General features: G+C 62.4%; 24 protein-coding genes, 2 tRNA genes and 1 rRNA gene. 18 read left to right on the forward strand and 9 right to left on the reverse strand.

Annotated features, from left to right (window positions below):
* Both rrf and B5F27_RS12875 read left to right on the forward strand, forming a co-directional pair.
* A 5S ribosomal RNA gene (rrf, locus tag B5F27_RS12870) occupies positions 1-110 on the forward strand; the annotation flags it as partial.
* A gap of 4 nt (positions 111-114) precedes the next feature.
* Positions 115-190: transfer RNA gene (locus B5F27_RS12875), tRNA-Lys, on the forward strand.
* 117 nt (positions 191-307) lie between these two features.
* On the opposite strand, the gene B5F27_RS12880 is transcribed toward B5F27_RS12875, so the two are convergent.
* Positions 308-1,039: a class I SAM-dependent methyltransferase gene (locus B5F27_RS12880; RefSeq protein WP_087368337.1), complete on the reverse strand. Its 732-nt coding sequence runs from the start codon at positions 1,037-1,039 to the stop codon at positions 308-310.
* A gap of 409 nt (positions 1,040-1,448) precedes the next feature.
* Here B5F27_RS12880 and bilR point away from each other — a divergent pair, with 409 nt between their 5' ends.
* The 6 genes from bilR to B5F27_RS12915 all read left to right on the forward strand — a co-directional run bounded on the left by bilR (position 1,449) and on the right by B5F27_RS12915 (position 6,772).
* Complete coding sequence (gene bilR, locus B5F27_RS12890; RefSeq protein ID WP_087368341.1) at positions 1,449-2,561, forward strand: bilirubin reductase; 1,113 nt, start codon at positions 1,449-1,451, stop codon at positions 2,559-2,561.
* Positions 2,558-3,046, forward strand: coding sequence for a flavodoxin family protein BilS (gene bilS / locus B5F27_RS12895; protein WP_087368343.1), 489 nt, complete (start codon positions 2,558-2,560; stop codon positions 3,044-3,046). Before bilR ends, bilS begins: the two co-directional genes overlap by 4 nt.
* A 200-nt stretch (positions 3,047-3,246) precedes the next feature.
* A complete protein-coding gene (gene coaBC / locus B5F27_RS12900; RefSeq protein ID WP_087368345.1) occupies positions 3,247-4,443 on the forward strand; it encodes a bifunctional phosphopantothenoylcysteine decarboxylase/phosphopantothenate--cysteine ligase CoaBC in 1,197 nt (398 codons plus the stop codon).
* Between the two features lie 230 nt (positions 4,444-4,673).
* The gene (murC, locus tag B5F27_RS12905; RefSeq protein WP_087246440.1) at positions 4,674-6,053 is read left to right on the forward strand and encodes a UDP-N-acetylmuramate--L-alanine ligase; all 1,380 of its coding nucleotides are present in this window, start codon (positions 4,674-4,676) and stop codon (positions 6,051-6,053) included.
* 7 nt (positions 6,054-6,060) lie between these two features.
* Positions 6,061-6,621 carry a GNAT family N-acetyltransferase gene (locus B5F27_RS12910; protein WP_087368347.1) on the forward strand — a complete coding sequence of 187 codons (561 nt, stop codon included), beginning with the start codon at positions 6,061-6,063 and terminating at the stop codon, positions 6,619-6,621.
* 75 nt (positions 6,622-6,696) lie between these two features.
* A tRNA-Val gene (locus tag B5F27_RS12915) sits at positions 6,697-6,772 on the forward strand.
* 121 nt (positions 6,773-6,893) lie between these two features.
* Here B5F27_RS12915 and B5F27_RS12920 read toward each other — a convergent pair.
* Together B5F27_RS12920 and B5F27_RS12925 are read right to left on the reverse strand one after the other, a co-directional pair.
* On the reverse strand, positions 6,894-7,244 hold the full coding sequence (locus B5F27_RS12920) for a type II toxin-antitoxin system PemK/MazF family toxin (protein WP_087246438.1): 351 nt from the start codon (positions 7,242-7,244) through the stop codon (positions 6,894-6,896).
* Positions 7,245-7,379: 135 nt separating this feature from the next.
* The gene (locus tag B5F27_RS12925; RefSeq protein WP_087246437.1) at positions 7,380-7,802 is read right to left on the reverse strand and encodes a holo-ACP synthase; all 423 of its coding nucleotides are present in this window, start codon (positions 7,800-7,802) and stop codon (positions 7,380-7,382) included.
* A gap of 282 nt (positions 7,803-8,084) precedes the next feature.
* Between B5F27_RS12925 and B5F27_RS12930 the strand changes: the two genes are divergently transcribed.
* Positions 8,085-8,330, forward strand: a complete 246-nt coding sequence (locus B5F27_RS12930) for an IreB family regulatory phosphoprotein (RefSeq protein ID WP_087246436.1) — start codon at positions 8,085-8,087, stop codon at positions 8,328-8,330.
* A 55-nt stretch (positions 8,331-8,385) separates the two neighbouring features.
* Here B5F27_RS12930 and B5F27_RS12935 read toward each other — a convergent pair whose 3' ends face one another.
* Together B5F27_RS12935 and B5F27_RS12940 are read right to left on the reverse strand one after the other, a co-directional pair.
* The gene (locus B5F27_RS12935; protein WP_087368349.1) at positions 8,386-9,321 is read right to left on the reverse strand and encodes a tRNA-dihydrouridine synthase family protein; all 936 of its coding nucleotides are present in this window, start codon (positions 9,319-9,321) and stop codon (positions 8,386-8,388) included.
* A 114-nt stretch (positions 9,322-9,435) separates the two neighbouring features.
* On the reverse strand, positions 9,436-10,053 hold the full coding sequence (locus B5F27_RS12940; protein WP_087368351.1) for a flavodoxin family protein: 618 nt from the start codon (positions 10,051-10,053) through the stop codon (positions 9,436-9,438).
* A gap of 316 nt (positions 10,054-10,369) precedes the next feature.
* Between B5F27_RS12940 and B5F27_RS12945 the strand changes: the two genes are divergently transcribed.
* Positions 10,370-11,722, forward strand: a complete 1,353-nt coding sequence (locus B5F27_RS12945; protein WP_087368353.1) for an MATE family efflux transporter — start codon at positions 10,370-10,372, stop codon at positions 11,720-11,722.
* 43 nt (positions 11,723-11,765) lie between these two features.
* On the opposite strand, the gene B5F27_RS12950 is transcribed toward B5F27_RS12945, so the two are convergent.
* Both B5F27_RS12950 and B5F27_RS12955 read right to left on the reverse strand, forming a co-directional pair.
* Positions 11,766-12,758, reverse strand: coding sequence for an alpha/beta hydrolase (locus tag B5F27_RS12950; RefSeq protein ID WP_087368355.1), 993 nt, complete (start codon positions 12,756-12,758; stop codon positions 11,766-11,768).
* A complete protein-coding gene (locus B5F27_RS12955) occupies positions 12,755-13,015 on the reverse strand; it encodes a hypothetical protein (protein ID WP_087246431.1) in 261 nt (86 codons plus the stop codon). Before B5F27_RS12955 ends, B5F27_RS12950 begins: the two co-directional genes overlap by 4 nt.
* 192 nt (positions 13,016-13,207) lie before the next feature.
* Between B5F27_RS12955 and B5F27_RS12960 the strand changes: the two genes are divergently transcribed.
* Entirely contained in the window at positions 13,208-14,113 is a 906-nt protein-coding gene (locus tag B5F27_RS12960) for a LysR family transcriptional regulator (protein ID WP_087246430.1), read from the forward strand.
* 45 nt (positions 14,114-14,158) lie between these two features.
* Here the strand turns inward: B5F27_RS12960 and B5F27_RS12965 are convergent, their stop codons facing one another.
* Entirely contained in the window at positions 14,159-14,722 is a 564-nt protein-coding gene (locus B5F27_RS12965; protein WP_087368357.1) for an ECF transporter S component, read from the reverse strand.
* A gap of 148 nt (positions 14,723-14,870) precedes the next feature.
* Positions 14,871-16,214: an MATE family efflux transporter gene (locus tag B5F27_RS12970; RefSeq protein WP_087368359.1), complete on the reverse strand. Its 1,344-nt coding sequence runs from the start codon at positions 16,212-16,214 to the stop codon at positions 14,871-14,873.
* Positions 16,215-16,591: 377 nt separating this feature from the next.
* Between B5F27_RS12970 and B5F27_RS12975 the strand changes: the two genes are divergently transcribed.
* The 7 genes from B5F27_RS12975 to B5F27_RS13005 all read left to right on the forward strand — a co-directional run bounded on the left by B5F27_RS12975 (position 16,592) and on the right by B5F27_RS13005 (position 22,130).
* On the forward strand, positions 16,592-17,077 hold the full coding sequence (locus tag B5F27_RS12975) for a YbaK/EbsC family protein (RefSeq protein ID WP_087368361.1): 486 nt from the start codon (positions 16,592-16,594) through the stop codon (positions 17,075-17,077).
* Positions 17,078-17,110: 33 nt separating this feature from the next.
* On the forward strand, positions 17,111-18,019 hold the full coding sequence (locus tag B5F27_RS12980) for a ribonuclease Z (protein WP_087368363.1): 909 nt from the start codon (positions 17,111-17,113) through the stop codon (positions 18,017-18,019).
* Position 18,020: 1 nt separating this feature from the next.
* Entirely contained in the window at positions 18,021-19,238 is a 1,218-nt protein-coding gene (locus B5F27_RS12985; protein WP_087368365.1) for a tRNA nucleotidyltransferase, read from the forward strand.
* Positions 19,235-19,999 (forward strand): tRNA threonylcarbamoyladenosine dehydratase, encoded by a 765-nt coding sequence (locus B5F27_RS12990; RefSeq protein ID WP_087246424.1) that lies wholly within the window; start codon positions 19,235-19,237, stop codon positions 19,997-19,999. The genes B5F27_RS12985 and B5F27_RS12990 overlap by 4 nt, the downstream gene beginning before the upstream one ends.
* A gap of 24 nt (positions 20,000-20,023) precedes the next feature.
* Positions 20,024-20,905, forward strand: a complete 882-nt coding sequence (locus B5F27_RS12995; protein ID WP_087368367.1) for an HAD family hydrolase — start codon at positions 20,024-20,026, stop codon at positions 20,903-20,905.
* The gene (locus tag B5F27_RS13000) at positions 20,902-21,387 is read left to right on the forward strand and encodes a DNA-deoxyinosine glycosylase (protein ID WP_087368369.1); all 486 of its coding nucleotides are present in this window, start codon (positions 20,902-20,904) and stop codon (positions 21,385-21,387) included. Before B5F27_RS12995 ends, B5F27_RS13000 begins: the two co-directional genes overlap by 4 nt.
* A 119-nt stretch (positions 21,388-21,506) precedes the next feature.
* Complete coding sequence (locus tag B5F27_RS13005) at positions 21,507-22,130, forward strand: 5-bromo-4-chloroindolyl phosphate hydrolysis family protein (protein WP_087368371.1); 624 nt, start codon at positions 21,507-21,509, stop codon at positions 22,128-22,130.
* The last annotated feature ends 14 nt before the right edge of the window (positions 22,131-22,144 follow it).

Consider the following 22,144-nt stretch of genomic DNA (forward strand, 5'->3'; position numbering starts at 1 on the left):
TCGATGACGGTGAGGTCCCACCTGTTCCCATTCCGAACACAGAAGTTAAGCTCACTTGTGCCGAAGATAGTTGGCTGGAAACGGCCTGTGAAAATAGGTAGATGCCGGCATTATGCACCTCTAGCTCAGTTGGTAGAGCAACTGACTCTTAATCAGTGGGCCCAGGGTTCGAGTCCCTGGAGGTGCACCACCAAAAAGCACACAGCAAGGACGGAACGTCCGGGCTGTGTGCTTTCTTTTTTGCCTTTGCGCCGAATCGGACTGCTTTTTGACTGCCTTTGGATTCAGGCAGATGGAAAAGCGGGGCTTACTTCCGGACGGCGGCCACCAGCAGCATCATGGGCCGCCGCATTTCGTCTTTCATGCCCTCCAGATGCAGCATTTCCGCAGGGGGCTGGGGCTCCACAACATGCTGCAGCTCAAAACCGTTGATCAGCAGGGTATTCAGGTAGGTGGTCAGAGTCCGGTGGTACTTGATGACCTTTTCCCCCAGGAAAACCGCCTCCCGGCGACCCTCATAGTAATAGTTGTCCACCGGAAAATGAAGGATCTTTCCGTTTTGGTCGTAGTACCAGTCCTGGGTACCATAGGCGGTGAACACCGGGTGTTCCACCGAAAAGACAAAATGGCCGCCGGGCCGGACCCATCGGGCAATCCGGGCCGCCAGGGCCCCAAAATCCTGTACATAGTGGAAGGCCAGGGAGCTCAAAACTACATCGAAGCTCTCGTCGGGAAAGTCCAGGTCCTCCATGGCGATGCGCTGGTACTGAATTTGCGGGGCGGAGTTGATTTCCCGGGCCTTTTGAAGCATTTTCTCCGAAATGTCCGTCCCCAGCACCGAGGAGGCCTGATGGTCGGCGGCGTATTTGCAATGCCAGCCGTAGCCGCACCCCAGGTCCAGAACCCGCTGCCCCGCAAAAGCGGGAAGCATCTTCTGCAGCTCGGACCATTCGCCGGCCCCCTGCAAACCCTTTTGAGACCGCAGCATCTGGCTGTATTTCTGGAAAAAGACGTCGTTGTCGTATTTGTTTTCTTTCATGTTCGGGTCCTCCCATGTAAATATCGCAAGTGTTTCTGTGATGATTTACATGGGTTTATGCAATTTTTTGGGAGATGATGCCGCCGCGCATGGCGATGCCCCCTTTCCGGATGGCGCGTTCGTTATAAATATAAGAGGGGAACGCCCGGTCTGCGGGCAGGTTGACCCTCAAAAAAGCAGCGGGGAACCGGGCGCATATCAGGCGGCCCGGGGAGCCTGGCGGCAGGAAATATCCCTGCACTGCCCCAGAATACCACAACCCAAGGCAAATTTCCATAGACCGCGGGGGAGAGAAGGCTGCCTCAAAATTTTCACGATTGAATACTTGACTTTGTCAAGCTAAGCTGCTATACTTGACCAGGTCAAGAAAAAAGACCCTTGCAATCCACTTCAGAAAGAAGATCCTGCTATGTATGAAACCATCACCAGCCCTCTGAACTACGGCGGGCTTGTTTTAAAGAACCGGATTATTTTTGCCCCCACCAGCATGGGCCTGCCCATGGAGGAACAGGTGGCCTATCTGCGCCGCCTGGCCGCCGGCGGCTGCGCCATGATTATCATTGGGGATGTGCCGGTGCTGCCCGGCAAATTCGGGCCGTCCCTGTATTCCAAAAAGGGCTTTGCCTATTACAAGGCCATGGTGGACGCCGTCCACAGCGAGGGCTGCCGGATCTGCGCCCAGCTGCATCAGTCCGACTCCAACCTGAAAGGGATGCTCAAGTACATCCCCGGCGTGCTGACCAAGAAAATCTCGATGGAGGAGCTGCGCCCCCTTCTGAACCAGCAGGTGGGACCCTACATCACCGGCCTGCCGTTGGAGAAGATTCACCGGATCACCGAGGCCTTCGGCACCGCCGCCGAAAAGGCGGTGGAGGCCGGCTTTGATATGGTCCAGGTCCACGGGGACCGGATGTGCGGCAGCTTCAGCTCCTCGGTGTTCAACCACCGCACCGACGCCTACGGCGGCAGCCCCGAAAACCGGGCCCGCTTTGCGGTGGAGGCGGTGTCCGCCATCCGCCGCCGTCTGCCCCAGCTGCCCATCGACTACAAGCTGGCGGTGCGGCAGGAGAACCCCCACTACGGCAACGCCGGCGTGCTGGAGGAAGAGCTCCCCGTCTTTGTGCCCCTGCTGGAACAGGCGGGAGTCACCAGCTTCCATGTGACCCTGGCCAACCACGGGGAACTGAGCGACACCATCCCGCCCCGGAATCACCCGGTCTTTGGGGATGAGGGCTGCTTCTTGAAGTTCTGCGACCAGGTGCGGGCCCTGAGCCAGCTGCCCATCTGCGGGGTGGGCGGCCTGGGTGACCCCGACTTTGTGGAAGAACAGCTGCAGTCCGGACGGATCGACTGTGCGGCCATGAGCCGCCAGCTGATCGCCGACCCCGAATGGCCCAGAAAGGTACAGGAAGGCCGCGCCGGTGAGATTCACCGCTGCGTCCGCTGCAATAAAGAGTGCCTGGGCGGGATAATGGCCCACCGCGGCGTCCACTGCATCTATGAAAGGAAGGAAACCAAATGAGCTACGCAATCGTTTACAGCAGCCGGACCGGTAATACCGCCCTGCTGGCCCAGGCCATCCGGGACGCTCTGCCCCCGGAAGAATGTGTTTACTTCGGTGCGCCCGCCCCGGAGGCCCTGGCCGCCGACGTGGTGTATGCGGGGTTCTGGACCGACAAGGGCACCTGTGACCAGCCGCTGAAGGAGTTCCTGCAGGGGCTGACCGGCCAGAAGGTATTCCTCTTCGGCACCGCCGGCTTTGGCGGATCTCCGGCCTATTTCGACCAGATTCTGGCCCGGGTGAAGGAAAACCTCGCCCCCGGCGTCCAGGTTCTGGGCACCTATATGTGTCAGGGCAAAATGCCCCAGGCGGTCCGCGACCGCTACCTGCAGATGGAGGACAGCCCCCGGCGGGCCATGATGCTGGCCAACTTTGACCAGGCTGCCAGCCATCCCGACGCCGCAGACCTGGCCCGGCTCAAGGCCGCTGCGGCAGAAACCATCTAACTAAGCGATTCCCGGGACGGCCTGCGCGCCATCAAGGGCCGTCCGTTTACCCCCCGAAAAGTGCTCCCGCGATTTGACAGGCCGCGGGGGCGCTTTTTTGCGTTTGGGAGCAGGACGGGCAGCCTGCGCTTGTCATCCTGGCCGGATTGGTTTATACTGTCTATAGCACAGCAATCACTGAAACAGGGAGGGCATTCCTTATGGATCTGCAAGGCAAGTGTGTCCTGTTGGGGATCACCGGCGGCATCGCCGCCTATAAGATGGCCAATGTGGCCAGCGCGCTGAAAAAGCGGGGGGCCGATGTGGAGGTCATCATGACCCGCAACGCCACCCAGTTCATCACACCCCTGACCTTTGAGACTCTGACCGGCCACAAGTGTATCGTGGATACCTTTGACCGCGACTTTCAATTTGACGTCACTCATATTTCGCTGGCCAAAAAGGCGGACGTGATTCTGGTGGCCCCCGCCACCGCCAACGTCATCGCCAAGATGGCCCACGGCATCGCCGACGATATGCTGACCACCACCGTCCTGGCGGCCGGCTGCCCCAAACTGGTCTCTCCGGCCATGAACACCGGCATGCTGGAAAACCCCATCACCCAGGACAACATCCGCACCCTGGAGCGGTACGGATTCACCATCATTCCGTCCGAGAGCGGGGTCCTGGCCTGCCATGACGTGGGCAAGGGCCGCCTGCCCGCCGACGCCGTCCTGCTGGACTATGTGGAGCAGGCCCTCACCCCCAAGGACCTGGCAGGCCTGCGGGTGACCGTCACCGCCGGCCCCACCCAGGAGGCCATTGACCCGGTCCGGTTCCTGACCAACCACTCCACCGGCAAAATGGGCTATGCGGTGGCCCGGGCTGCCGCCATGCGGGGCGCCAGCGTCACCCTGATCCATGGTCCCACCGCCCTGGAGCCGGTGCGCTTCACGGAAGATGTGGCCATCACCTCGGCGCAGGATATGTATGAGGCCGTCACCAGCCGCTTTGAACAGACCGATATTCTGGTGATGGCGGCGGCGGTGGCCGATTACCGGCCCGCCACCGTGGCCGCCGACAAGGTCAAAAAGTCGGACGGGGATATGAGCATCCCTCTGGTGCGCACCGCCGACATTCTGGGCACCATCGGCCCCCGCAAAACCCATCAGTTCCTCTGCGGCTTCTCGATGGAAACCCGGGACATGGTGGCTCACTCGGCCGAAAAGCTCCAGCGGAAAAATCTGGACATGATCGTGGCCAACAACCTCAAGGACCCGGGAGCGGGCTTTGGGGTGGACACCAACCTGGTCACTTTCCTGACACCGGATGGCGGCGTGCGGCAGCTGCCCCTGATGAGCAAGGACGCGGTGGCCGGGGCCATTCTGGACGAAATTATGGCCCGGAAGGGCCGCTGAACAGTCCCGGAAGCCGATCGGGCCGGCGGTCTGCTCTTGTAGTATCCTACAAAAAAGAGAAGTGATTTCCGGCTTTTTCTCAAAAATGAAGGGGAACTGTTTATTTCGTCCGCTAAAAATACTATAATAATCAGTAACAATGCACCATTGTGTCCTGCGGGAGCCATCGGGCCCGGTCCAGGACTTCTTCCGGCCGGACGGGCCGCGGATATAGGGAGGTAACGCGTTTTATGAACATGTTCAGCAATTATGACCAGCGCCTGCTGGATCATGTCAAAAAGATTCATTTCATCGGCTGCGGCGGCAGCGGCATGTACCCGCTGATCCAGATTCTGGCAGCTAAGGGGTATGAAATTTCGGGCAGCGACGTGCTGGACGGCAGCATCATCCGCTCCGAGCGGGAAATGGGCATCAAGGTGACCCTGCACCACGACGCCGACAACATCGTCGGCGCCGATCTGGTGGTCTATTCGGCCGCCATCCCCAAGGACAATGTGGAGCTGGCCGCCGCCGAGAGCTACGGCATCCCCACGGTGGAGCGCAGCGTCCTGCTGGGCTATGTGAGCCGCCTGTACAAGAACAGCATCTGTGTCTCGGGCACCCACGGCAAGACCACCACCACCGCCATGATCACCACCGCCCTGGAACTGGCAGGCCGGGACCCCAGCGCCGTCATCGGCGGCAAGCTGCCCCTGATCGGCGGCTACGGCAAGGCCGGCAAGGGTGACGACATTGTGGTGGAGGCCTGCGAGTACGCCGAGACCTTCCTCAAGCTGACCCCCTATCTGTCGGTGGTGCTGAACATTGACAACGACCATCTGGACTACTACGGCAGCATGGGCGAGCTGAAGTTTGCCTTCAAGCGCTTCTCCCTCATGACCCAGTTTATGATTTTCGCCAACGCCGACGACAAGAACACCATGGATGTCATGTACACCATCCAGCGCCGTGTCCGCACCTTCGGCATCAAGAACAGCGGCGACTATCAGGCCATCAACATCACCGAGTACCGCCCCGGCTTCTATGAGTTCGACCTGAAGTCCTGGGACCATGCCACCGGCCACATCAAGCTGGCGGTGCCCGGCTACCACAACATCTACAACGCTCTGGCCATGTGCGCCGTCTGCCTGTCCATGGGCCTGACCGTGGAGCAGTGCGCCGATGCCCTGGCCTCCTTCAAGGGCGCATGCCGCCGCTTTGAGGTGTACGGCGAGTGCAACGGCGCCGTGGTGGTGGACGACTATGCCCATCACCCCACCGAAATGCGGGCTACCCTCACCACCGCCAAGGAACTGGGCTACAAGCGCCTGATCGCCGTCCATCAGCCGTTTACATACAGCCGCACCAAAATGCTGCTGAATGATTTTGTAGACGTGCTGAAGCTGGCCGACGTCACCGTTCTGACCCCGATTCTGGGCAGCCGTGAGCCCAACGACCCCTCCATCAACAGCGCCAAGCTGGCCGCCAAGATCCCCGGGGCCGTGGTGGTAGACAGCCTGGATGCGGCCGCCCAGTGGGTCAAGGAAAACGCCCGGGAAGGCGACCTGGTCATCACCCTGGGCTGCGGCGATATTTACAAGGCTGCCCGGATGATGGTGCAGGAGGGCTGAAAAGTCCATGAACTCGCCCATTGATATCCGGGATGTGGTGCTCCATACCCCGCGGCTGACCCTGCGCCCCTGGCGTCCGGAGGACCTGGAGGATTTTTACGCCTATGCCCGGGTGGATGGGGTGGGCCAGATGGCCGGATGGCTGCCCCACCAGAGCCGGGAGGAGACCCAGAAAATTCTGGACCTGTTCATCAGCCAGCACAAGACCTTCGCCCTGGAATATCAGGGCAGGGTGGTGGGTTCCCTGGGCATTGAGTGCTACGACGAGGAAAATTATCCCGAGCTGGCCGGCCCCCGGGGCCGGGAGATCGGCTATGTGCTGGCTAAAGACTGCTGGGGCCAGGGACTGATGCCCGAGGCGGTCAAGGCGGTGATCCGGTACCTGTTTGAGGTGGAAAAGCTGGATTTCCTGATTGCGGGCCACTTTGACCGCAACACCCGCTCGGCGCGGGTCATCGAAAAGTGCGGTTTCCGCTACAACAAGACCCTGCCCTATGAGATCCATTACGGCACCGTGGAGACCTCGGAGGAGAGCATTCTCTGGAACCCGGACCGCGCCGGCGTCTGATTTGAAGAAAAATTGAAAAAACCTCTTGCATTTTCCGCCAAAGTGTGGTATTATACTTGAGTCGCGAGACACTTTGGACGGTTAGCTCAGCTGGTAGAGCATCTGCTTGACGTGCAGGAGGTCACAGGTTCGAGTCCTGTACCGTCCACCAGACCCCGGAACATACGTTCCGGGGTTTTTCATTTCCTTGTGGTGTATCACCCAAAAAATCCCCGCCGTGGCGCAATGCCAGGCGGGGATTTTCAGTGTGGCGGGTCAGGCCGCCAGGAAGCTCAATAGCCGTTCAGCCCCAGGCTGACGTCCAGGGCCTGGTTGACCCGTTTCTGGTCCTCGGGGGTGATCTGGCCGGCGCGCTGGCGCAGCCGGTGCTTATCCAACGTGCGGATCTGCTCCAGCAGCACCACGCTGTCCTTGGCCAGGCCGGTGTCGGCCGCCCGGATGTTGATGTGGGTGGGCAGGCGGGTCTTATCCAGCCGGGATGTAATGGCCGCCGCGATCACGGTGGGGCTGTGCCGGTTTCCGATTTCGTTCTGGACGATCAGCACCGGGCGGACGCCGCCCTGCTCCGAGCCGACCACAGGCGACAGGTCGGCGTAAAAAACTTCTCCTCTGTGTACCTCCATGGAACTCCCTCCTTACAGATTGGGGGGCGCGGTATCTGGCCGCTCTATGTGTTGGCGTGCCAGCGGCCCGCAGCCCTTTGGGTGACACCAGAAGTATGCCCCAAAGGCCCCGGGCCTATGCAGGCCGCCGCTGGTTTATCTTATGCAGGGAGTTCCGTTTTCTTCCAGCAGGCAGACCGCCATGGCCATGCCGCCGTCGTGGCTGAGGGTGAGATGGGCGGTGAGCTGGTGCTGGGCCACCCACTCGGCGGTCCGGCCCGAAAACCGGTAGGCCGGCGCCCCGGAGGGGAGCCGCACAGCCTGGATCTCGGCCAGGGAGAAGGGGCCCGCCAGACCGGTGCCTGCCGCCTTGAGGAAGGCCTCCTTGGCGGCAAAGTCGGCCGCCGCGCTGGCGATGCGGTGGGCCGAGAGGGTGCCCTCTCCCTCCTCCGAGAGGCCCAGGGCGGCCCGCTCCTCAGGGCCCAGCACCCGCCGCGCAAAGGCGGCCCCGTGGGGGCCGGTGAGGCTTTTTTCCATCCGGGCCACGGCGCACAGATCGCATCCGATGCCGAAGATCATACAGCTCCTCCTTTCCCGGCCGCCGGCCGGACCCGCTCAGAGCGGGAAAATGACCTGAAAATGGGACGATGCCCCACTTGGGGCCCGCGATGCAGGGAAAAAGCCCTCGCACCGTGCTCAAAACAGAGGCTCAAATACTACTTTAGATGTAGCTGTTTTGTAAATATTTGTATCCGTACTTGAAGTTTGGGCCTGATTCGTGTAGAATAAAAGAAGCATTTGTGCGGCAGCCCGTGGCCGCAGACCGCTTTGTATCCACAAAGCAGAAGGGAGTGGATTGTTATGAGTGAACCTACTGCTATTTTTTCGATCCACGATGAAAAGGACGAGCAGATCCGTGAGATATTGCAGCAAGTGTATGCTGCGCTGAAAGAGAAGGGCTATAACCCGGTCAATCAGCTGGTGGGCTACATCCTGTCGGAAGACCCCACCTACATCACGACCCACAACGGCGCGCGCTCCCTGATTCGCAAGGTTGACCGCGATGACCTGCTGCAGGCGCTGCTGCGCAACTATCTGGATGTCTGATTCCATCCACATCTGATCCGGCCCGCTGCCCCCGTGAGGGGTGGCGGGTTTTTCGTTACCGGCGCAGGGGCAGGGTGAAAATCTGGTTCACCGTCACCTCATATTCCCAGGGCTCCCGCAGCTTTTTTAGCTGCTTTTCCAGCTTTTCGGTCCCCTCAAACAGGCCGATGCACTCGTGCCAGAAGGCTTTCATCCGGCTGATGGCGGCGGGAGCGCTGCCAAAGGCGGCGGTGTAGCCGGTGTACAGCCCATCCAGATAGGCCCGCAGCTCCTCTTTGGAGGCGGGGGCCCCGCCCCGGGCCCGGCGGAACAGGGCCGGGTCGGCAATGAGGCCCCGGCCCGCCATCAGGCCCGAAAGACCGGGCCAGGCGGCCTCCAGGGCGGCGAGGTCCTGGGGCGTGGTGATGTCCCCGTTGTAGCAGACGGGAAAATGGCAGGCGGGCAGGGCGGCGGCAAAGGCGTCCCGGTCTGCCTGGCCCCGGTACAGCTGGCGCATCACCCGGGGATGGATGATGAGCTCGGCCAGGGGATAGCGGTTGTAGACCTCCAGAATGGCCTGGAATTCCTCCGGCTTGTCCACCCCGATCCGGGTTTTGACCGAGATGGGCCTGCCTGCCTCCTCAAAGACCATGTCCAGGAACCGGTCCAAAGCCTCCAGGTCCCGCAGCATGCCGGCGCCCTTTCCCTTGGCGGTGACGGTGCCGGAGGGACAGCCGAAATTCAGGTTGACCTCGGTGTAGCCCATCTGGCGCAGAACGCCGATCATCCAGGCGGCGCAGCTGCCGTCCTTGCCCAAAAGCTGGGGGATCACCGGCACGCCGGGGTTGGCCTCGGGCAGAAGCTCGTCCATCTTCTTTTTCACCGGGATGCGGTTTTCGGGCGGGGAGATAAAGGGGGCGTAATACCGGTCCGCCCCGCCGAAGATGTGCTGATGGGTCTGGCGCCAGACCCGGTCGGTGAGGCCCTCCATGGGGGCTGCATTGTAGCGCATGACATTGTCTCCTTGTGATATGGTTCGATGACACGATAGCATAGAGAAAGCCCCTTTGTCAAGGCGCAAAAAGGCCCGCCTTCCGGCGGGGAAGGCGGGCATGGACGGGGAAAATTACCGGATGAAACTGGTGCGCTGGGGGGCCTCGGCCTCGGGCAGGCCGTAGGTCTCTTTGCCCAGGGCGATGCTCTTGATCAGGAAGGACATGTTCCGGGCCAGAACCCGCATGGTCTGCAGGCCCTCGGCATCCTGGGCGGCCTCGCCGGGGGCGCGGCCGTGGACGCTGTTCCAGTACTGGCTGGAGGCCACCGGCATACCGGCGATGGTGAAGTATTTGTTCAGCTGGTCAAAGGTGGCAGACAGGCCGCCGCGGCGGGCCACCACCACGCTGGCGCCCACCTTCATGGCCTTGCTGAAGTGGGTGCTGTAGAACAACCGGTCCAGGAAGGAGATCAGGGTGCCGTTGGCCGAGGCGTAATACACCGGGGACGCGATGACCAGGCCGTCGCAGGCCTCGAACTTGGGGGCCACGGCGTTGACGGCGTCGTCAAAGACACACTGGCCCTTCTGGGCACAGGTATTGCAGGCGATGCAGCCGCGGATGGCCTGGTTGCCAATCTGGATGGTTTCGGTCTCGATGCCCTCCTGGGCGAAGACAGCCTCCATCTCCTTGAGGGCGATGGACGTGTTGCCGCCCACCCGGGGGCTGCCGTTGATCATAAGAACTTTCATGGATGTACACCTCGCTTGGTTTGCTTTGTACCAGTCTATGCGGCCCGGCGGGCCAAAAGCCAGTCCGGGAGCCGGGATTGGCTGGCTGTTTTATTATAACACGGCCCGGCCCGGAAGGAAAGCGGCCCGCCGCCGCGATTTTTTCAGAATTTGGCGCTTGACAACCGGGCGGGTCTGTATTACAATATGCACTGCGAAAGCTATATTTTTTCCTGTTTCTGAGACAAACAGGGGAGAATATAGCTTTTTTTAATGGGGCCCTTTGGTTGCCAAAAGGGCATGAAATTCACTACACAACGCAAGGAGCCTTAATTACATGCAGCAAAGCTTTATGAAAACAAAACCGGTTCTGCCGCTGGTGTTGTCCATGTCTCTGCCGATGGTGCTGTCGATGCTGGTGTCGTCGCTGTACAACATCGTGGACAGCTACTATGTAGCCCAGATCAGCGAGAGCGCCATGACGGCCCTGTCTCTGGTGTTCCCGCTGCAGAACCTGATCAATGCGGTGACCATCGGCTTTTCGGTGGGCGCCAACGCCGTCATCTCCTATCATCTGGGGGCTCAGGAAAGCCGCAAAGCCACGGCGGCCGCCTCCCAGAGCATCGTATGGAACGTCCTCCACGGCCTGGTGCTGATGGCCATCTGCATCCCCGTCATGCCGGCCTTTCTGGGGATGTTCACCACCGACGGGGTGGTGATTGACCTGGGCGTGCGCTATTCCCGGATCGCCTTTGCCTTCTCCGCCGTGGTCGCCGCGGCCATGTCGCTGGAAAAAATCTGCCAGGCCACCGGCAAGATGATGATGACCATGGTCTGCATGCTGTCGGGCTGCGTCACCAATATCCTGCTGGACCCGGTGCTGATCTTTGGCTGGGGCCCCTTCCCGGCCATGGGTGTGGAAGGCGCAGCCATCGCCACCGGCGTGGGCCAGCTGTTCAGCCTGGGCATTTATCTGGTCTGCTATTTCACCGGCCGTATCCCCGTCCGCATCCGTTTTGGCCGGGATATGATCGACTGGGCCATCACCCGGAAGATGTACGCCGTGGGCGTGCCGGCCACTCTGAATCTGGCCCTGCCCTCCCTGCTGATCTCCTGCCTGAACATCATCCTGACGGCGTACTCTGAGGTCTATGTGCTGGTGCTGGGCGTCTACTACAAGCTCCAGACCTTCCTGTACCTGCCGGCCAGCGGCATTGTCCAGGGCATGCGGCCCATCATCGGCTACAACTACGGCGCCCGGGAGCATGAGCGGGTCCGCAAAATCTTTATGACCGGCCTGACCCTCTCGGTGGGGATCATGGCGGTGGGCACCGTCCTGTGCTGGGTGGTGCCGGACTGGCTTATCGGCCTGTTCTCCTCCAACGCCGAGACCATCGCGGTGGGCAGCACCGCCCTGCGGATCATCAGCCTGGGCTTTATCATTTCGGCGGTGTCGGTTATTTCCTGCGGCGCCCTGGAGGGCCTGGGCATGGGCGGGCCCTCGCTGCTGATCTCCCTGCTGCGGTACGCTCTGTGCATCATCCCGGTGGCCTTTGTGCTCAGCCGCATCTGGGGCGCGGTGGGCGTCTGGCACGCCTTCTGGGTCACCGAAGTGGTGGCCGCTGCGGTCAGCTGGCAGATCTGCCGCCGCAACGTCTTCTCCAAATCCCAACCCGATCCGGAAACCTGACAACCAAAAAGAGCGGACCTTTGCAGGTCCGCTCTTTTCAACTTTAATCCAGGTACTTGTGGAAAAACGCTGCCATGGTGTCGAAGGGGATGACGTCGGTCCGGTCGTAGAGATCGGTGTGGACCGCCCCGGGGATGATGAGCAGCTCTTTGTTTTCGGGGCAGGGATTGCCCTCCATCATGGCCGCAAAGGCGTCCCGGCTCATGTAGCAGGAGTGGGCCTTTTCGCCGTGGATCACCAGCACGGCACTGCGGATTTCATTGGTGTAGGCCAGGATGGGTTGGTTGAGGAAGGAAATGCAGCCGGTGACGTTCCAGCCGCCGTTGGAGTTGAGGGACCGGGGATGATAGCCCCGGGGCGTCTTGTAGTAGTCGTAGTAGTCATTCACAAAGAAGGGGGCGTCCTCCGGCAGGGGGTCCACCACGCCGCCTCCCAGCACATAGCTGCCGCTGCGGTAGTCGGCGGTGCGCTGGGCGTTCAGGGCGGCCCGCTTGGCGTGGCGGGCTTCTTCGCTGTCCTCGGCGTCAAAGTAGCCCTTGGCGTTGATCCGGCTCATGTCGTACATGGTGGAGGTGACGGTGGCCCGGACCCGGGTGTCCAGGGCGGCGGTGTTCAGGGCCAGGCCGCCCCAGCCGCAGATGCCGATGATGCCGATTTTGTCGGGGTCCACGTTGTCCTGCACCGACAGGAAATCCACCGCGGCCTGGAAGTCCTCGGTGTTGATGTCGGGGGAGGCCATGTACCGGGGCTGGCCTCCGCTCTCGCCGGTGAAGGAGGGGTCAAAGGCCAGGGTCAGAAAGCCCTTTTCGGCCATGGTCTGGGCGTACAGGCCCGAGGCCTGTTCCTTGACGGCGCCGAAGGGGCCGCAGACCGCAAGGGCGGGCAGGGGCCCGGCGGCGTCCGCCGGCTGATAGAGGTCAGCCGCCAGGGTGATGCCGTACCGGTTGTGGAAGGTCACCTTGCGGTGGGTGACCTGGCTGCTGGGGGCAAAGGTCTTGTCCCATTCCTGGGTCAGGTGCAGTGCTTCTTGGGTCATAGCCAAAAACCTCCTTTGGGATCTGCGTCCTGCTTGTGCATCAGGTAGAGCAGGTGATCGAGACAGTCAATCTTATATTCCACACAGTGGAGCGTCTGGAGCAGGGCTGCCTTCTGGCGGGCCAGCATGCGGTATTGTTCGCAGCGGCGGTGGGCCTGCTCCAGCTCCAGAAAGCGGGCAATGAGGTCGTCGTCGCATCCGGCGTCCGACAGGTTCCGCCGCAGGCGGAACACCTGCTCTTCTGAAAGGGTTTCCATCCGGCACACCTCCTTGGCCCGCTGGGGTTTGTTTCTGGTTGTATTGTAGGACAGCGCCGGTCAAATAGCAAATACTTCGTTTTTATTGGGAGAAATGCTTGGCAGGCATACCAAAAAGGGTGTATACTGAAAAGGCAAAAAGCGGAAAGGAGGACGGCAGGGGCCCGGAAGGCCGCGCCCTGCCGCATAGGGATGGAGATACGGACACTGCGCTATTTTCTGGCGGTAGCCCGGGAGGGCAGCATCACCCGGGCCGCCAATTTTCTGCACCTGACCCAGCCCACCCTGTCCCGGCAGATGCAGGACCTGGAGCAGGAGCTGGGCCGTCAGCTTCTCATCCGCAAAAGCCACCGGGTGGACCTGACCCCCGAGGGAGTGCTGCTGCGCAAGCGGGCCGAGGAGATTGTAGCTATGGTGGACAAGACCGAGGCCGAGTTCATCGCCCTGGAGGACACCATCAGCGGAGATATCTACATCGGCAGCGGCGAGACCCGGGGCCTGTGCCCCATTGCGGACCTGATCCGGCAGCTGCGGGCAGAGTGCCCCGGCATCCGGTATCACCTGCACAGCGGCAACGCCCAGGACGTGACCGACCGGCTGGACAAGGGCCTGCTGGATTTCGGCATCCTGATCCAGCCGGCGGACATCGCCAAATACGACACCCTCAGCCTGCCGGCCAAGGACGTCTGGGGGGTGCTGATGCGCCGGGACAGCCCCCTGGCCCAGAAGGAGTACATCGAAAAGGCCGACCTGATGGAGCTGCCTCTGATCTGTTCCCGCCAGGTCATCACCCCCCACCCGGGAGAAAACGCCTTTGCGGACTGGTTTGGGGAGGACTTCGGCAAGCTGGACATTGCGGTCAACTATAACCTGGTGTACAATGCGGCCCTGCTGGTGGAGGCGGGGGTGGGGTACGCCATCACCCTGGACGGCCTGGCCAACACCTCGGAGAGCAGCAAACTGTGTTTCCGGCCCCTGTGGCCAAGGCTGGAGTCGGGCCTGGATATTGTGTGGAAAAAGTATCAGGTGTTTTCCCCGGCGGCGGAACTGTTTCTGTCCCGCCTGCGGGAGAAGATTGAGCAGGATCGGCGGATATGAAAAAACCGGAGCCTTTTGGAAGGCTCCGGTTTTTGGTTTGTGGGATCAGCGGGTTTCGCCGGCGGGCTTTTTGGCCTGACGGAAGGGCACCAGCCCGGTGCGGTTGAGGGCCACCATCACCGTAGGAATCAGGATCAGCTGGATGATGATGCCGGGGATGGCGTTGAGGAAGGCGCTGGCCATAAAGACCTGCAGGGTCAGGGCGCTGCCGGTCAGGCCCAGCAGCACCGCCTGCACCACGCCCCAGACGGCGCGGCCGGCCAGCATGGCCAGCAGCAGGCAGCGGTACAGGGCCCGGATGCACTGCCAGCGGGACCGGCTGTACAGCAGGCCCACCACCAGGCCGTAGGTCATCAGCTCAAAGGCCATGGAGGTGGCGGTGGGGAACAGGGGCGGCATCCCGAACAGGACCGACCGCAGCAGGGGTACAATGAAACCCACGGCTGCGCCGTACTGCCAGCCGCAGATCAGACCGCAGAGGAACACGGGAAGGTGCATGGGCAGCAGCATGCTGCCAATCTGGGGGATCTGCCCGGTGAAGAAGGGCAGTACCAGGCCCAGAGCAAGGAACATGGCGGACAAAGTCAGAGTTTTCAGCTGTTTGTTCACGTGATGGTTCTCCTTATACCTGTGTTTTGTGCCGCCGGATGCCGCAGCAGCCGGGCGGCGGATTCCATATCCTACTATAGCACAAGAGAAGGAAAAGCACAAATGCCTTGTGGGAATAACCGGGCATATGGCCGCGGCATGACCCGGGTCAGGCGGCGTCGGGCTGATGGAGCTCCGGCCACTTGCGGCGGAGGATCACCGCTGCCAGGATGGCCGCCAGGGCCGAGGTGGCGGGGAAGTTGATCCACAAACCCTGCAACCCCAGAGGCCACAGCACCAGCAAAAGCGCCACCGGGAACAGCAGGGCGGTGGACACCGAGATGATGGAGGCGGCCAGAGGCTTTTCGATGGCCAGCATATAGCTCTGGGTGGCAAAGGAGAGCCAGCGGGTCAGATAGGTCAGGCTGAACAGCTGCAGCGCGCCCACCGACATGGCCAGGGCGTCCTCGGCGGCGCCGGCGATGAACAGCCGGGTAATCCAGGCCGGGGCCAGGCCGATGACCACCACCGACACCAGCGAGATGACCGCCGCCGCGATGAAGCAGCATTTTTCGATGGCCCGCACCCGGGAGAATTTCCGGGCGCCCCAGTTGTAGCCCACCGCCGGCTGGAGGGAATCGCACATGCCGTACATGAGGGGCTGGATAAAGCCGTCCACGTACATCAGAACGCCGTAGACCGAGACGGCCAGCTCGCCGCCCAGCCGCACCAGGAACAGGTTCATCAGAATGGAGGTGATGCGGCCGGCGATGTTGTTCAAAAAGCTGGGACAGCCGCAGACAAAGATCTGGCGCAGCTGCCGGGCCTCAAACCGGGGCCGGCAGAAGTGGAGCAGGGCTTTGCCCCGGACAAAGGGGATGAAGGCCAGTAGGACGCACAGGAACATGCCCAGCGAGGCGGCGAAGGCCGCCGCCCAGATGCCCCATCCGAACACGCCCAGAAACAGCACGTCAAAGGCGACGCAGAGGACCGACATCAGGATGTTCAGATACATGCTGCCCCGAATGTAGCCCGAGATCCGCAGGTAGTTGTCCACTGCGAACAGGATGGTGGTGAAGGGGGAACAGAGGGCATAGGTCCGCAGATACTGGACCGCCTGGGCGGCGAAATCGCCCTTGGCGCCCATCATGCCGATGAGGAAGGGCGCCGCCGCAAACATGATGGCCCCCATCAGGGCGCCGGTGGCCACAATCAGGATGCAGGCGCAGGTGAAAATGTTGTTGGCCTCCCGGCGGTTTTCCCGGCCCAGGGCGATGGAAATGGGCACCGAGGACCCCACGCCAATCAGGTCGGCCAGGGAAAAGTTGATGATGACAAAGGGCAGGGCCAGATTGAGGGCCGCAAAGGCGGTGGAGTTGAGAAAGTTCCCCACAAAGATGCCGTCCAGAAACTGGTACAGCGAGGAGGCCAGCATGCTGACGGCTCCGGGAATGGAGGCGATAAAGAACAGCTTTACAGGGGGTGTCTTGGCAAAAAGTGCGGTGGATTCCATAAAGATGAAACATCTCCTTTCTGTCATGGCAAGAGAAAAGCGGAGGATAAACCCCGGTGCGCCGGTCCGGGGCGGCGATTTTCCAGAAACCAAAAAAGGCGCCCGGCCATTGCAACAACGTAACAACAACCGAGCGCACTCGACATCTTATCCGATCAGAGATACAGCATCTCTTTGGTGTATTGCGATACACGATCCTCCGATGAGACGGTATTCTGTTTTTGTTCTCCGGGCGGGAACGCCCTCATTATAACGGATCTAATAAAAAAGTCAAGCCCCCCGGCAAAGGGGCGTCAATATGGCGTTTTGGGGCGGTGTGTGTTATAGTATAAGAGATACGCCCGCGGGGCGTGCAAACCGATGGAGGGGGAAGAAAAATGTCCATTGAAAAAGTCAAAGCCTATTTCAAAACCTGCGGCATGGAGGACCGGGTGCTGGAGTTTCCGGTGTCCAGCGCCACAGTGGAACTGGCCGCCCAGGCGGTGGGCTGTGAGCCGGGCCGGATCGCCAAGACCCTGTCCTTTATGGTGAACGAGGGGCCGGTGCTGATTGTGGCCGCGGGAGACGCCAAGATTGACAACCACAAGTACAAACAGCAGTTTGGCACCAAGGCCAAAATGCTGACCGCCGACGAGGCCGCCCGGCTCATCGGCCACGCGGTGGGCGGAGTCTGCCCCTTTGCGGTGAACCCGGGGGTGACGGTGTATCTGGACGCCTCCCTCAAACGGTTTGAGACGGTGTTCCCCGCCTGCGGCAGCAGCAATTCCGCCATTGAGCTGACCATCCCCGAGCTGGAAAAGCACTCGGGATATAGGGCCTGGGTGGACGTCTGTAAAAATTGGGAACAGCCCGCCCAGGGCTGACAAGCGTATTTTCGAGCAGAGAGGAGGCAGGATATGGTTACAGTCACCTTGCTGGGCACCGCGGCCACCATGCCGCTGCCCGACCGCGCCCTGACCGCGGCCCTTTTGTCCTGGGGCGGCCACAGTCTGCTGCTGGACTGCGGCGAGGGCACCCAGGCTGCCGCCGTGAAAGCCGGGGTGAGCCTTTCCAAACTGGAGGCCATTTGTCTGACCCATTACCATGGGGATCATGTGTTCGGTCTGCCGGGCCTGATGCAGACCATCGGATGCCAGGGCCGCACCGCGCCCCTGCTTCTGACAGGGCCCAAAGGGCTGGAATCCTTCTGGAGCGTGATGCGGGTGCTGGCGGGGCCGCTGCCCTATCCGGTGGTGCTGGCCGATGCGGGCGAACAGCCCCTCTGGTTTGAGGGCGGGGCGGAATTGTCCGCCATTCCCACCCGGCACCGGGTGCCCAGCCAGGGCTATGCTTTTTATCTACCCCGGGCCGGCCGGTTTGACCCCGAAAAGGCCCGGGCCCTGGGGGTTCCCATGCAGGAATGGAAGCGGCTGCAAAAAGGAGAGGCGGTGGAGGCTCTGGGCCGCACCGTCCAGCCCCAGGAAGTCTGCGGCCCTGCCCGGCGGGGAATCCGGGTGGTGTTCTCGGGGGATACCGCGCCCTGTCCCGCGCTGGAAGCGGCGGCCCGGGATGCGGACCTGCTGGTCTGCGACGCCACCTACGCCGAGGAAGAACAGGCCGCTGAGGCCGCCAAGTATGGTCACAGCACCTTTTCCCAGAGCGCGGGCCTGGCGGCCCGTGCCGGGGCCCGGCGGCTGTGGCTGGCCCATTACTCCCCCCGCATCAAGGAGCCGGAGGAATTCCTGCCCCTGGCCCGGGCCATCTGCCCGGCGGCGGAATGCGGCTTTGACGGCAAGGCCGTCACCCTGCACTTTGAGGAGGCGTGAAATGACCATTGCAATGGACCCCGGCGCGGCTGCCGTCCTGGCAGCGCTGCACAGGGCGGGGTATCAGGGCTATCTGGTGGGAGGCTGCGTCCGGGACAGTCTGGCGGGGCGCACGCCCCACGACTGGGACATCTGCACCAGCGCCAGGCCGCAGCAGGTGCTGGAACTCTTTGGGGAGAAACAGTGCATCCCCACCGGCCTGCAGCACGGCACCGTCACTGTCAAACAGGACGGCGGCTTTTATGAGGTCACCACCTTCCGGGTGGAGGAGGGCTATTCAGATGGCCGCCACCCCGACCGGGTGAACTTTGTGGCGGATGTGCGGGAGGACCTGGCCCGGCGGGATTTCACCATCAACGCCATGGCCTACAACGACGCCGAGGGTCTGGTGGACCCCTTCGGCGGCCGGGAGGACCTGCTGGTCCGCCATGTGGTGCGGGCGGTGGGAGACCCGGCCCGCCGGTTTGAGGAGGACGGTCTGCGAATTCTGCGGCTGTACCGGTTTGGGGCCAAAGAGGCTTTGGATCTGGACCCGGCCACTGCCCGGGCCGCCCTGCAGGAGCGGGCCCGGCTGGACTGTGTCTCGGCCGAGCGCATAGGACAGGAGCTGTACAAACTGCTGTCGGCCCCCAAACCCGCCCGGTGGATGCCGCCCGAAATTCTGGAACAGATTCTGCCCGGGCTGGACTGCGCCCGGCAGCCGGAGCGGTACGCCGAAAGCCGCCGGGTGGTGGATGCCCTGATGCCTGACCCGCTGGCCCGGCTGGCGGCTCTGCTGGCCCCGGCGGGAACCGGGACAGCCTGCGACTCGGTGGCCCGGCTGCGGTGTTCCGGAGCGCAGGCGAAAGAGGTCTGCACCCTGGTGCAGGAGAGCGGTTTGACCCTCAACGGGGACAGCCCCCGGCTTCAGGCCCGGCGTCTGCTGGCCCGGCTGGAACCGGACACCGTCCGGCGATTGCTGGCACTGCGGCAGGCCCAGACCGGACAGGCGGCTTTTGGGGAGACAGCCCGGGCCGCTGAAACCCTGCTGGAAGAAGGGGCCTGCTGCCGGGTGAGCCAGCTGGCCATCACTGGCCGGGACCTGCTGGACCTGGGGGTGAAGCCGGGGCCCATGGTGGGCCGCCTGCTGGCCGAGGCCCTGGACCAGGTGATCGAAGAAACCATACCCAATCATCGCGCCGCCCTGCTGGGCTGGCTCAAGGAGAACCATAGTTTATGACAGATACGACAAGAGAACAGTACTCCCGCACCCGGCTGCTGCTGGGTCAGGCGGGATTGGATCAGCTTCGCCGGGCCCGTGTGGCCGTCTTTGGCGTGGGGGGCGTGGGCGGCTATGTGGTGGAAGCCCTGGCCCGCAGCGGCGTGGGAGCTCTGGACCTGATCGACGACGACAAGGTCTGCCTGAGCAACCTGAACCGCCAGATCATTGCCACCCGCTCCACCCTGGGTCAGTACAAGGTGGACGCCGCGGCGGCCCGCATCCGGGACATTGACCCCGATATCCAGGTGCGCACCTACAAGACCTTTTACACCCCCGAGACGGCGGATCAGTTCGACTTCACCCAGTACAGCTATGTGGTGGACGCCATCGACACGGTGACCGGCAAGCTGGCCCTGGTGATGCAGGCCCAGGCCGCCGGCGTCCCCATCATCTGCTCCATGGGGGCGGGCAACAAGCTGGATCCCTCCCGCTTTGAGGTGGCGGACATCTACGACACCTCGGTCTGCCCGCTGGCCCGGGTGATGCGGAATGAATGCCGCAAACGGGGGGTCAAACACCTCAAAGTAGTCTATTCCAAAGAGCCGGCCCTTGCCCCGCGGATGGAGGAAATGGAGCCGGAAACCACCGCAGAGCCCACCGCCCGGCCCGGCGCGCCCAAAAAGCGGGCCCCGGGTTCCCTAGCCTTTGTGCCGTCGGCGGCGGGGCTGATTCTGGCCGGCGAGGTCATCTGCGACCTGACCGGCTGCCGCAACGGATGAGGAAGCCCAATAAGGGAGGAAGACATGAAGTACAAACTGTTATCCAGCGATTACGACAACACCCTGGTTCCCTTTGGGGAAAAGCGGCCCCGCCCTGCGGTGGAGGCCGCCGTCCAGAAGATGCAGGCCGCCGGTGGGAAATTCGTCCTGAGCACCGGCCGGGCCTGGCCCGCCATCAAGACCCCCGGCCAGCTGGGGGCCATCCGCTTTGACTATGCCATCACCTGCAACGGCGCCTATGTGGTGGACCGCAATGGCGCTTCGGTCTACGAGCGGCCCCTCATCCCCGAGGAAATGTACGCCCTGGTGGACTTCTGCGAGGATTACGACTATTTGCTGCAGTTCAACTTCCGGGATGCCTATTATGCCTACTGCGGCTATGAGGGCCTGCGCAGCCGGTACGAGCGGATGGGCAGCCCCGGCCTTGCCTGTGTGGACGGCGAGGACCAGGACCGCCATCTGATCGATATGCCCCACGCCGCCTTTATGGTGGCCCCCGAGGAGGCCGTGGAGGCCTTCCAGAAGAAGTACGGCCACCTGAACCTGCATTTCATGCGGGTAGGCGGCCGGGACGAAATGGGCTGGTGCTGCTACGACATCGTCCGGGAAGGGGTGGACAAGGGCACCGGCCTGGCAGGCCTGTGCGAGGCTATGGGCATCACCCTGGACGAGACGGTGGCCGCCGGCGACTCGGCCAATGACATCGGGATGCTGCGGGCCGCCGGCCTGGGCTGCTGCATGGATAACGGCAGCCCCGACGCCAAGGCAGCCGCTGACCGGATCATCGGCGACGTGCGGGAGGACGGCCTGGCCGACCTCATCGAGGAGCTGTGGTTCGACGGGCCCCGGGCAGAGCCCTCCGGCCGGGACCTGGGCTCGGCCTGGGGAGGCGCGTTCAAGGGATGAGCTTTCCTCCGGTTTACGGCCCCCACAGCAGGGCCCTGATCCTGGGCAGCTGGCCCAGCCCCAAGAGCTGGGCCATGGGCTTTTACTATGGCCACCCCAACAACCGGTTCTGGCCGCTGCTGGCCAGTCTCACCGGCGAGGCCGTCCCGGCCCGGGAGGACATTGAGGCCAAGCGGGGACTGATTCTGCGGCATAACCTGGCCCTCTGGGACGTGCTGGCCAGCTGCACCATCGAGGGGGCGTCGGATGCCTCCATCCGGGACGCCGTGCCGGAGGACATCGCCGCCCTTCTGGCCAAGGCCCCCATTGAGGCGGTGTTCTGCAACGGCGCCGCCGCTCATAAACTCTACACCCAATACATGCAGCCGGTCAGCGGGATTCCGGCCGTCCGGCTGCCCAGCACCAGCCCCGCCAATGCCGCCTGGCAGATGGACCGTCTGCGGGAGGCCTGGGGCAAGGCGCTGGGGCCCTACCTGCGGTGAAAAAAGAAAGATAAAATCATTTCCAAGCTGTAAATTCTTGACCCAAACCCTTGCGTTTTTGTTAAAAGGCTTTATTATTAGGGTATGAACAGCGTTTTTAGCCCGAAGGAGATACGACCATGAGTAAAATCATCCGCACCGAAAAGCCCAGCGTCCTGCCCTTTTATGCGGCAGCGGCAGCAGGGCTTGTGCTGTGCATTGTCCTGCCGGTGTATAAACTCTGGGCGCTGGCGGTGATGCTGGTGGGGGCTGCGGCGGCTTTTGCCGCAGCCAGCCGGGTCTGCCCGCCGCAGGTGACCGAGCGGGAAGTGCCCTTCCACACCGGCAGCGGAGACGTGGACCAGATGCTCACCGACATCCAGCAAAAGCTGGACACCCTCCACGCCCTGAACGACGCTCTGCCCGATCCCCAGATGTCGGCGGCCATGGACCGGATGGAACGGGCCGGCCGCTCCATCATCGAGGTGGTGGAATCGAACCCCGCCAAGGCCAAGCAGATCCGCCGCTTTGCCAACTACTATCTGCCCGACGCGGTCCATGTGCTGGAACAGTATGCCGCCATGGCCCGGCAGGGGGTGCGGGGTGAAAACGCCGCGTCGGTCCGCACCGAAGTGGAGCGGAACGTGGGGGTTATTGCCACGGCGTTTGAGCATCAGCTGGACGCCCTGTATGCCTCCGAGAGCATGGACCTGTCGGCCGACCTGGCAGTCCTGGAGACGCTGATGAAAAACCAGGGATTGTAAAACCCGCCCACCCG

Source organism: Faecalibacterium sp. An192 (assembly GCF_002160175.1).
Classification (GTDB): Bacteria; Bacillota; Clostridia; order Oscillospirales; family Ruminococcaceae; genus Faecalibacterium.

Coding starts and splice junctions, on each gene's coding strand:
- B5F27_RS12950 (WP_087368355.1), bottom strand. CDS start 12,758: ATGACCCAAGAAGCACTGCACCTGACCCAGGAATGGGACAAGACCTTT.
- B5F27_RS12970 (WP_087368359.1), bottom strand. CDS start 16,214: ATGGAATCCACCGCACTTTTTGCCAAGACACCCCCTGTAAAGCTGTTC.
- coaBC (WP_087368345.1), top strand. CDS start 3,247: ATGGATCTGCAAGGCAAGTGTGTCCTGTTGGGGATCACCGGCGGCATC.
- murC (WP_087246440.1), top strand. CDS start 4,674: ATGAACATGTTCAGCAATTATGACCAGCGCCTGCTGGATCATGTCAAA.
- B5F27_RS12880 (WP_087368337.1), bottom strand. CDS start 1,039: ATGAAAGAAAACAAATACGACAACGACGTCTTTTTCCAGAAATACAGC.
- bilS (WP_087368343.1), top strand. CDS start 2,558: ATGAGCTACGCAATCGTTTACAGCAGCCGGACCGGTAATACCGCCCTG.
- bilR (WP_087368341.1), top strand. CDS start 1,449: ATGTATGAAACCATCACCAGCCCTCTGAACTACGGCGGGCTTGTTTTA.
- B5F27_RS12960 (WP_087246430.1), top strand. CDS start 13,208: ATGGAGATACGGACACTGCGCTATTTTCTGGCGGTAGCCCGGGAGGGC.
- B5F27_RS12990 (WP_087246424.1), top strand. CDS start 19,235: ATGACAGATACGACAAGAGAACAGTACTCCCGCACCCGGCTGCTGCTG.
- B5F27_RS12935 (WP_087368349.1), bottom strand. CDS start 9,321: ATGCGCTACAATGCAGCCCCCATGGAGGGCCTCACCGACCGGGTCTGG.
- B5F27_RS13000 (WP_087368369.1), top strand. CDS start 20,902: ATGAGCTTTCCTCCGGTTTACGGCCCCCACAGCAGGGCCCTGATCCTG.
- B5F27_RS12925 (WP_087246437.1), bottom strand. CDS start 7,802: ATGATCTTCGGCATCGGATGCGATCTGTGCGCCGTGGCCCGGATGGAA.
- B5F27_RS12980 (WP_087368363.1), top strand. CDS start 17,111: ATGGTTACAGTCACCTTGCTGGGCACCGCGGCCACCATGCCGCTGCCC.
- B5F27_RS12910 (WP_087368347.1), top strand. CDS start 6,061: ATGAACTCGCCCATTGATATCCGGGATGTGGTGCTCCATACCCCGCGG.
- B5F27_RS13005 (WP_087368371.1), top strand. CDS start 21,507: ATGAGTAAAATCATCCGCACCGAAAAGCCCAGCGTCCTGCCCTTTTAT.
- B5F27_RS12940 (WP_087368351.1), bottom strand. CDS start 10,053: ATGAAAGTTCTTATGATCAACGGCAGCCCCCGGGTGGGCGGCAACACG.
- B5F27_RS12985 (WP_087368365.1), top strand. CDS start 18,021: ATGACCATTGCAATGGACCCCGGCGCGGCTGCCGTCCTGGCAGCGCTG.
- B5F27_RS12930 (WP_087246436.1), top strand. CDS start 8,085: ATGAGTGAACCTACTGCTATTTTTTCGATCCACGATGAAAAGGACGAG.
- B5F27_RS12995 (WP_087368367.1), top strand. CDS start 20,024: ATGAAGTACAAACTGTTATCCAGCGATTACGACAACACCCTGGTTCCC.
- B5F27_RS12975 (WP_087368361.1), top strand. CDS start 16,592: ATGTCCATTGAAAAAGTCAAAGCCTATTTCAAAACCTGCGGCATGGAG.
- B5F27_RS12955 (WP_087246431.1), bottom strand. CDS start 13,015: ATGGAAACCCTTTCAGAAGAGCAGGTGTTCCGCCTGCGGCGGAACCTG.
- B5F27_RS12945 (WP_087368353.1), top strand. CDS start 10,370: ATGCAGCAAAGCTTTATGAAAACAAAACCGGTTCTGCCGCTGGTGTTG.
- B5F27_RS12920 (WP_087246438.1), bottom strand. CDS start 7,244: ATGGAGGTACACAGAGGAGAAGTTTTTTACGCCGACCTGTCGCCTGTG.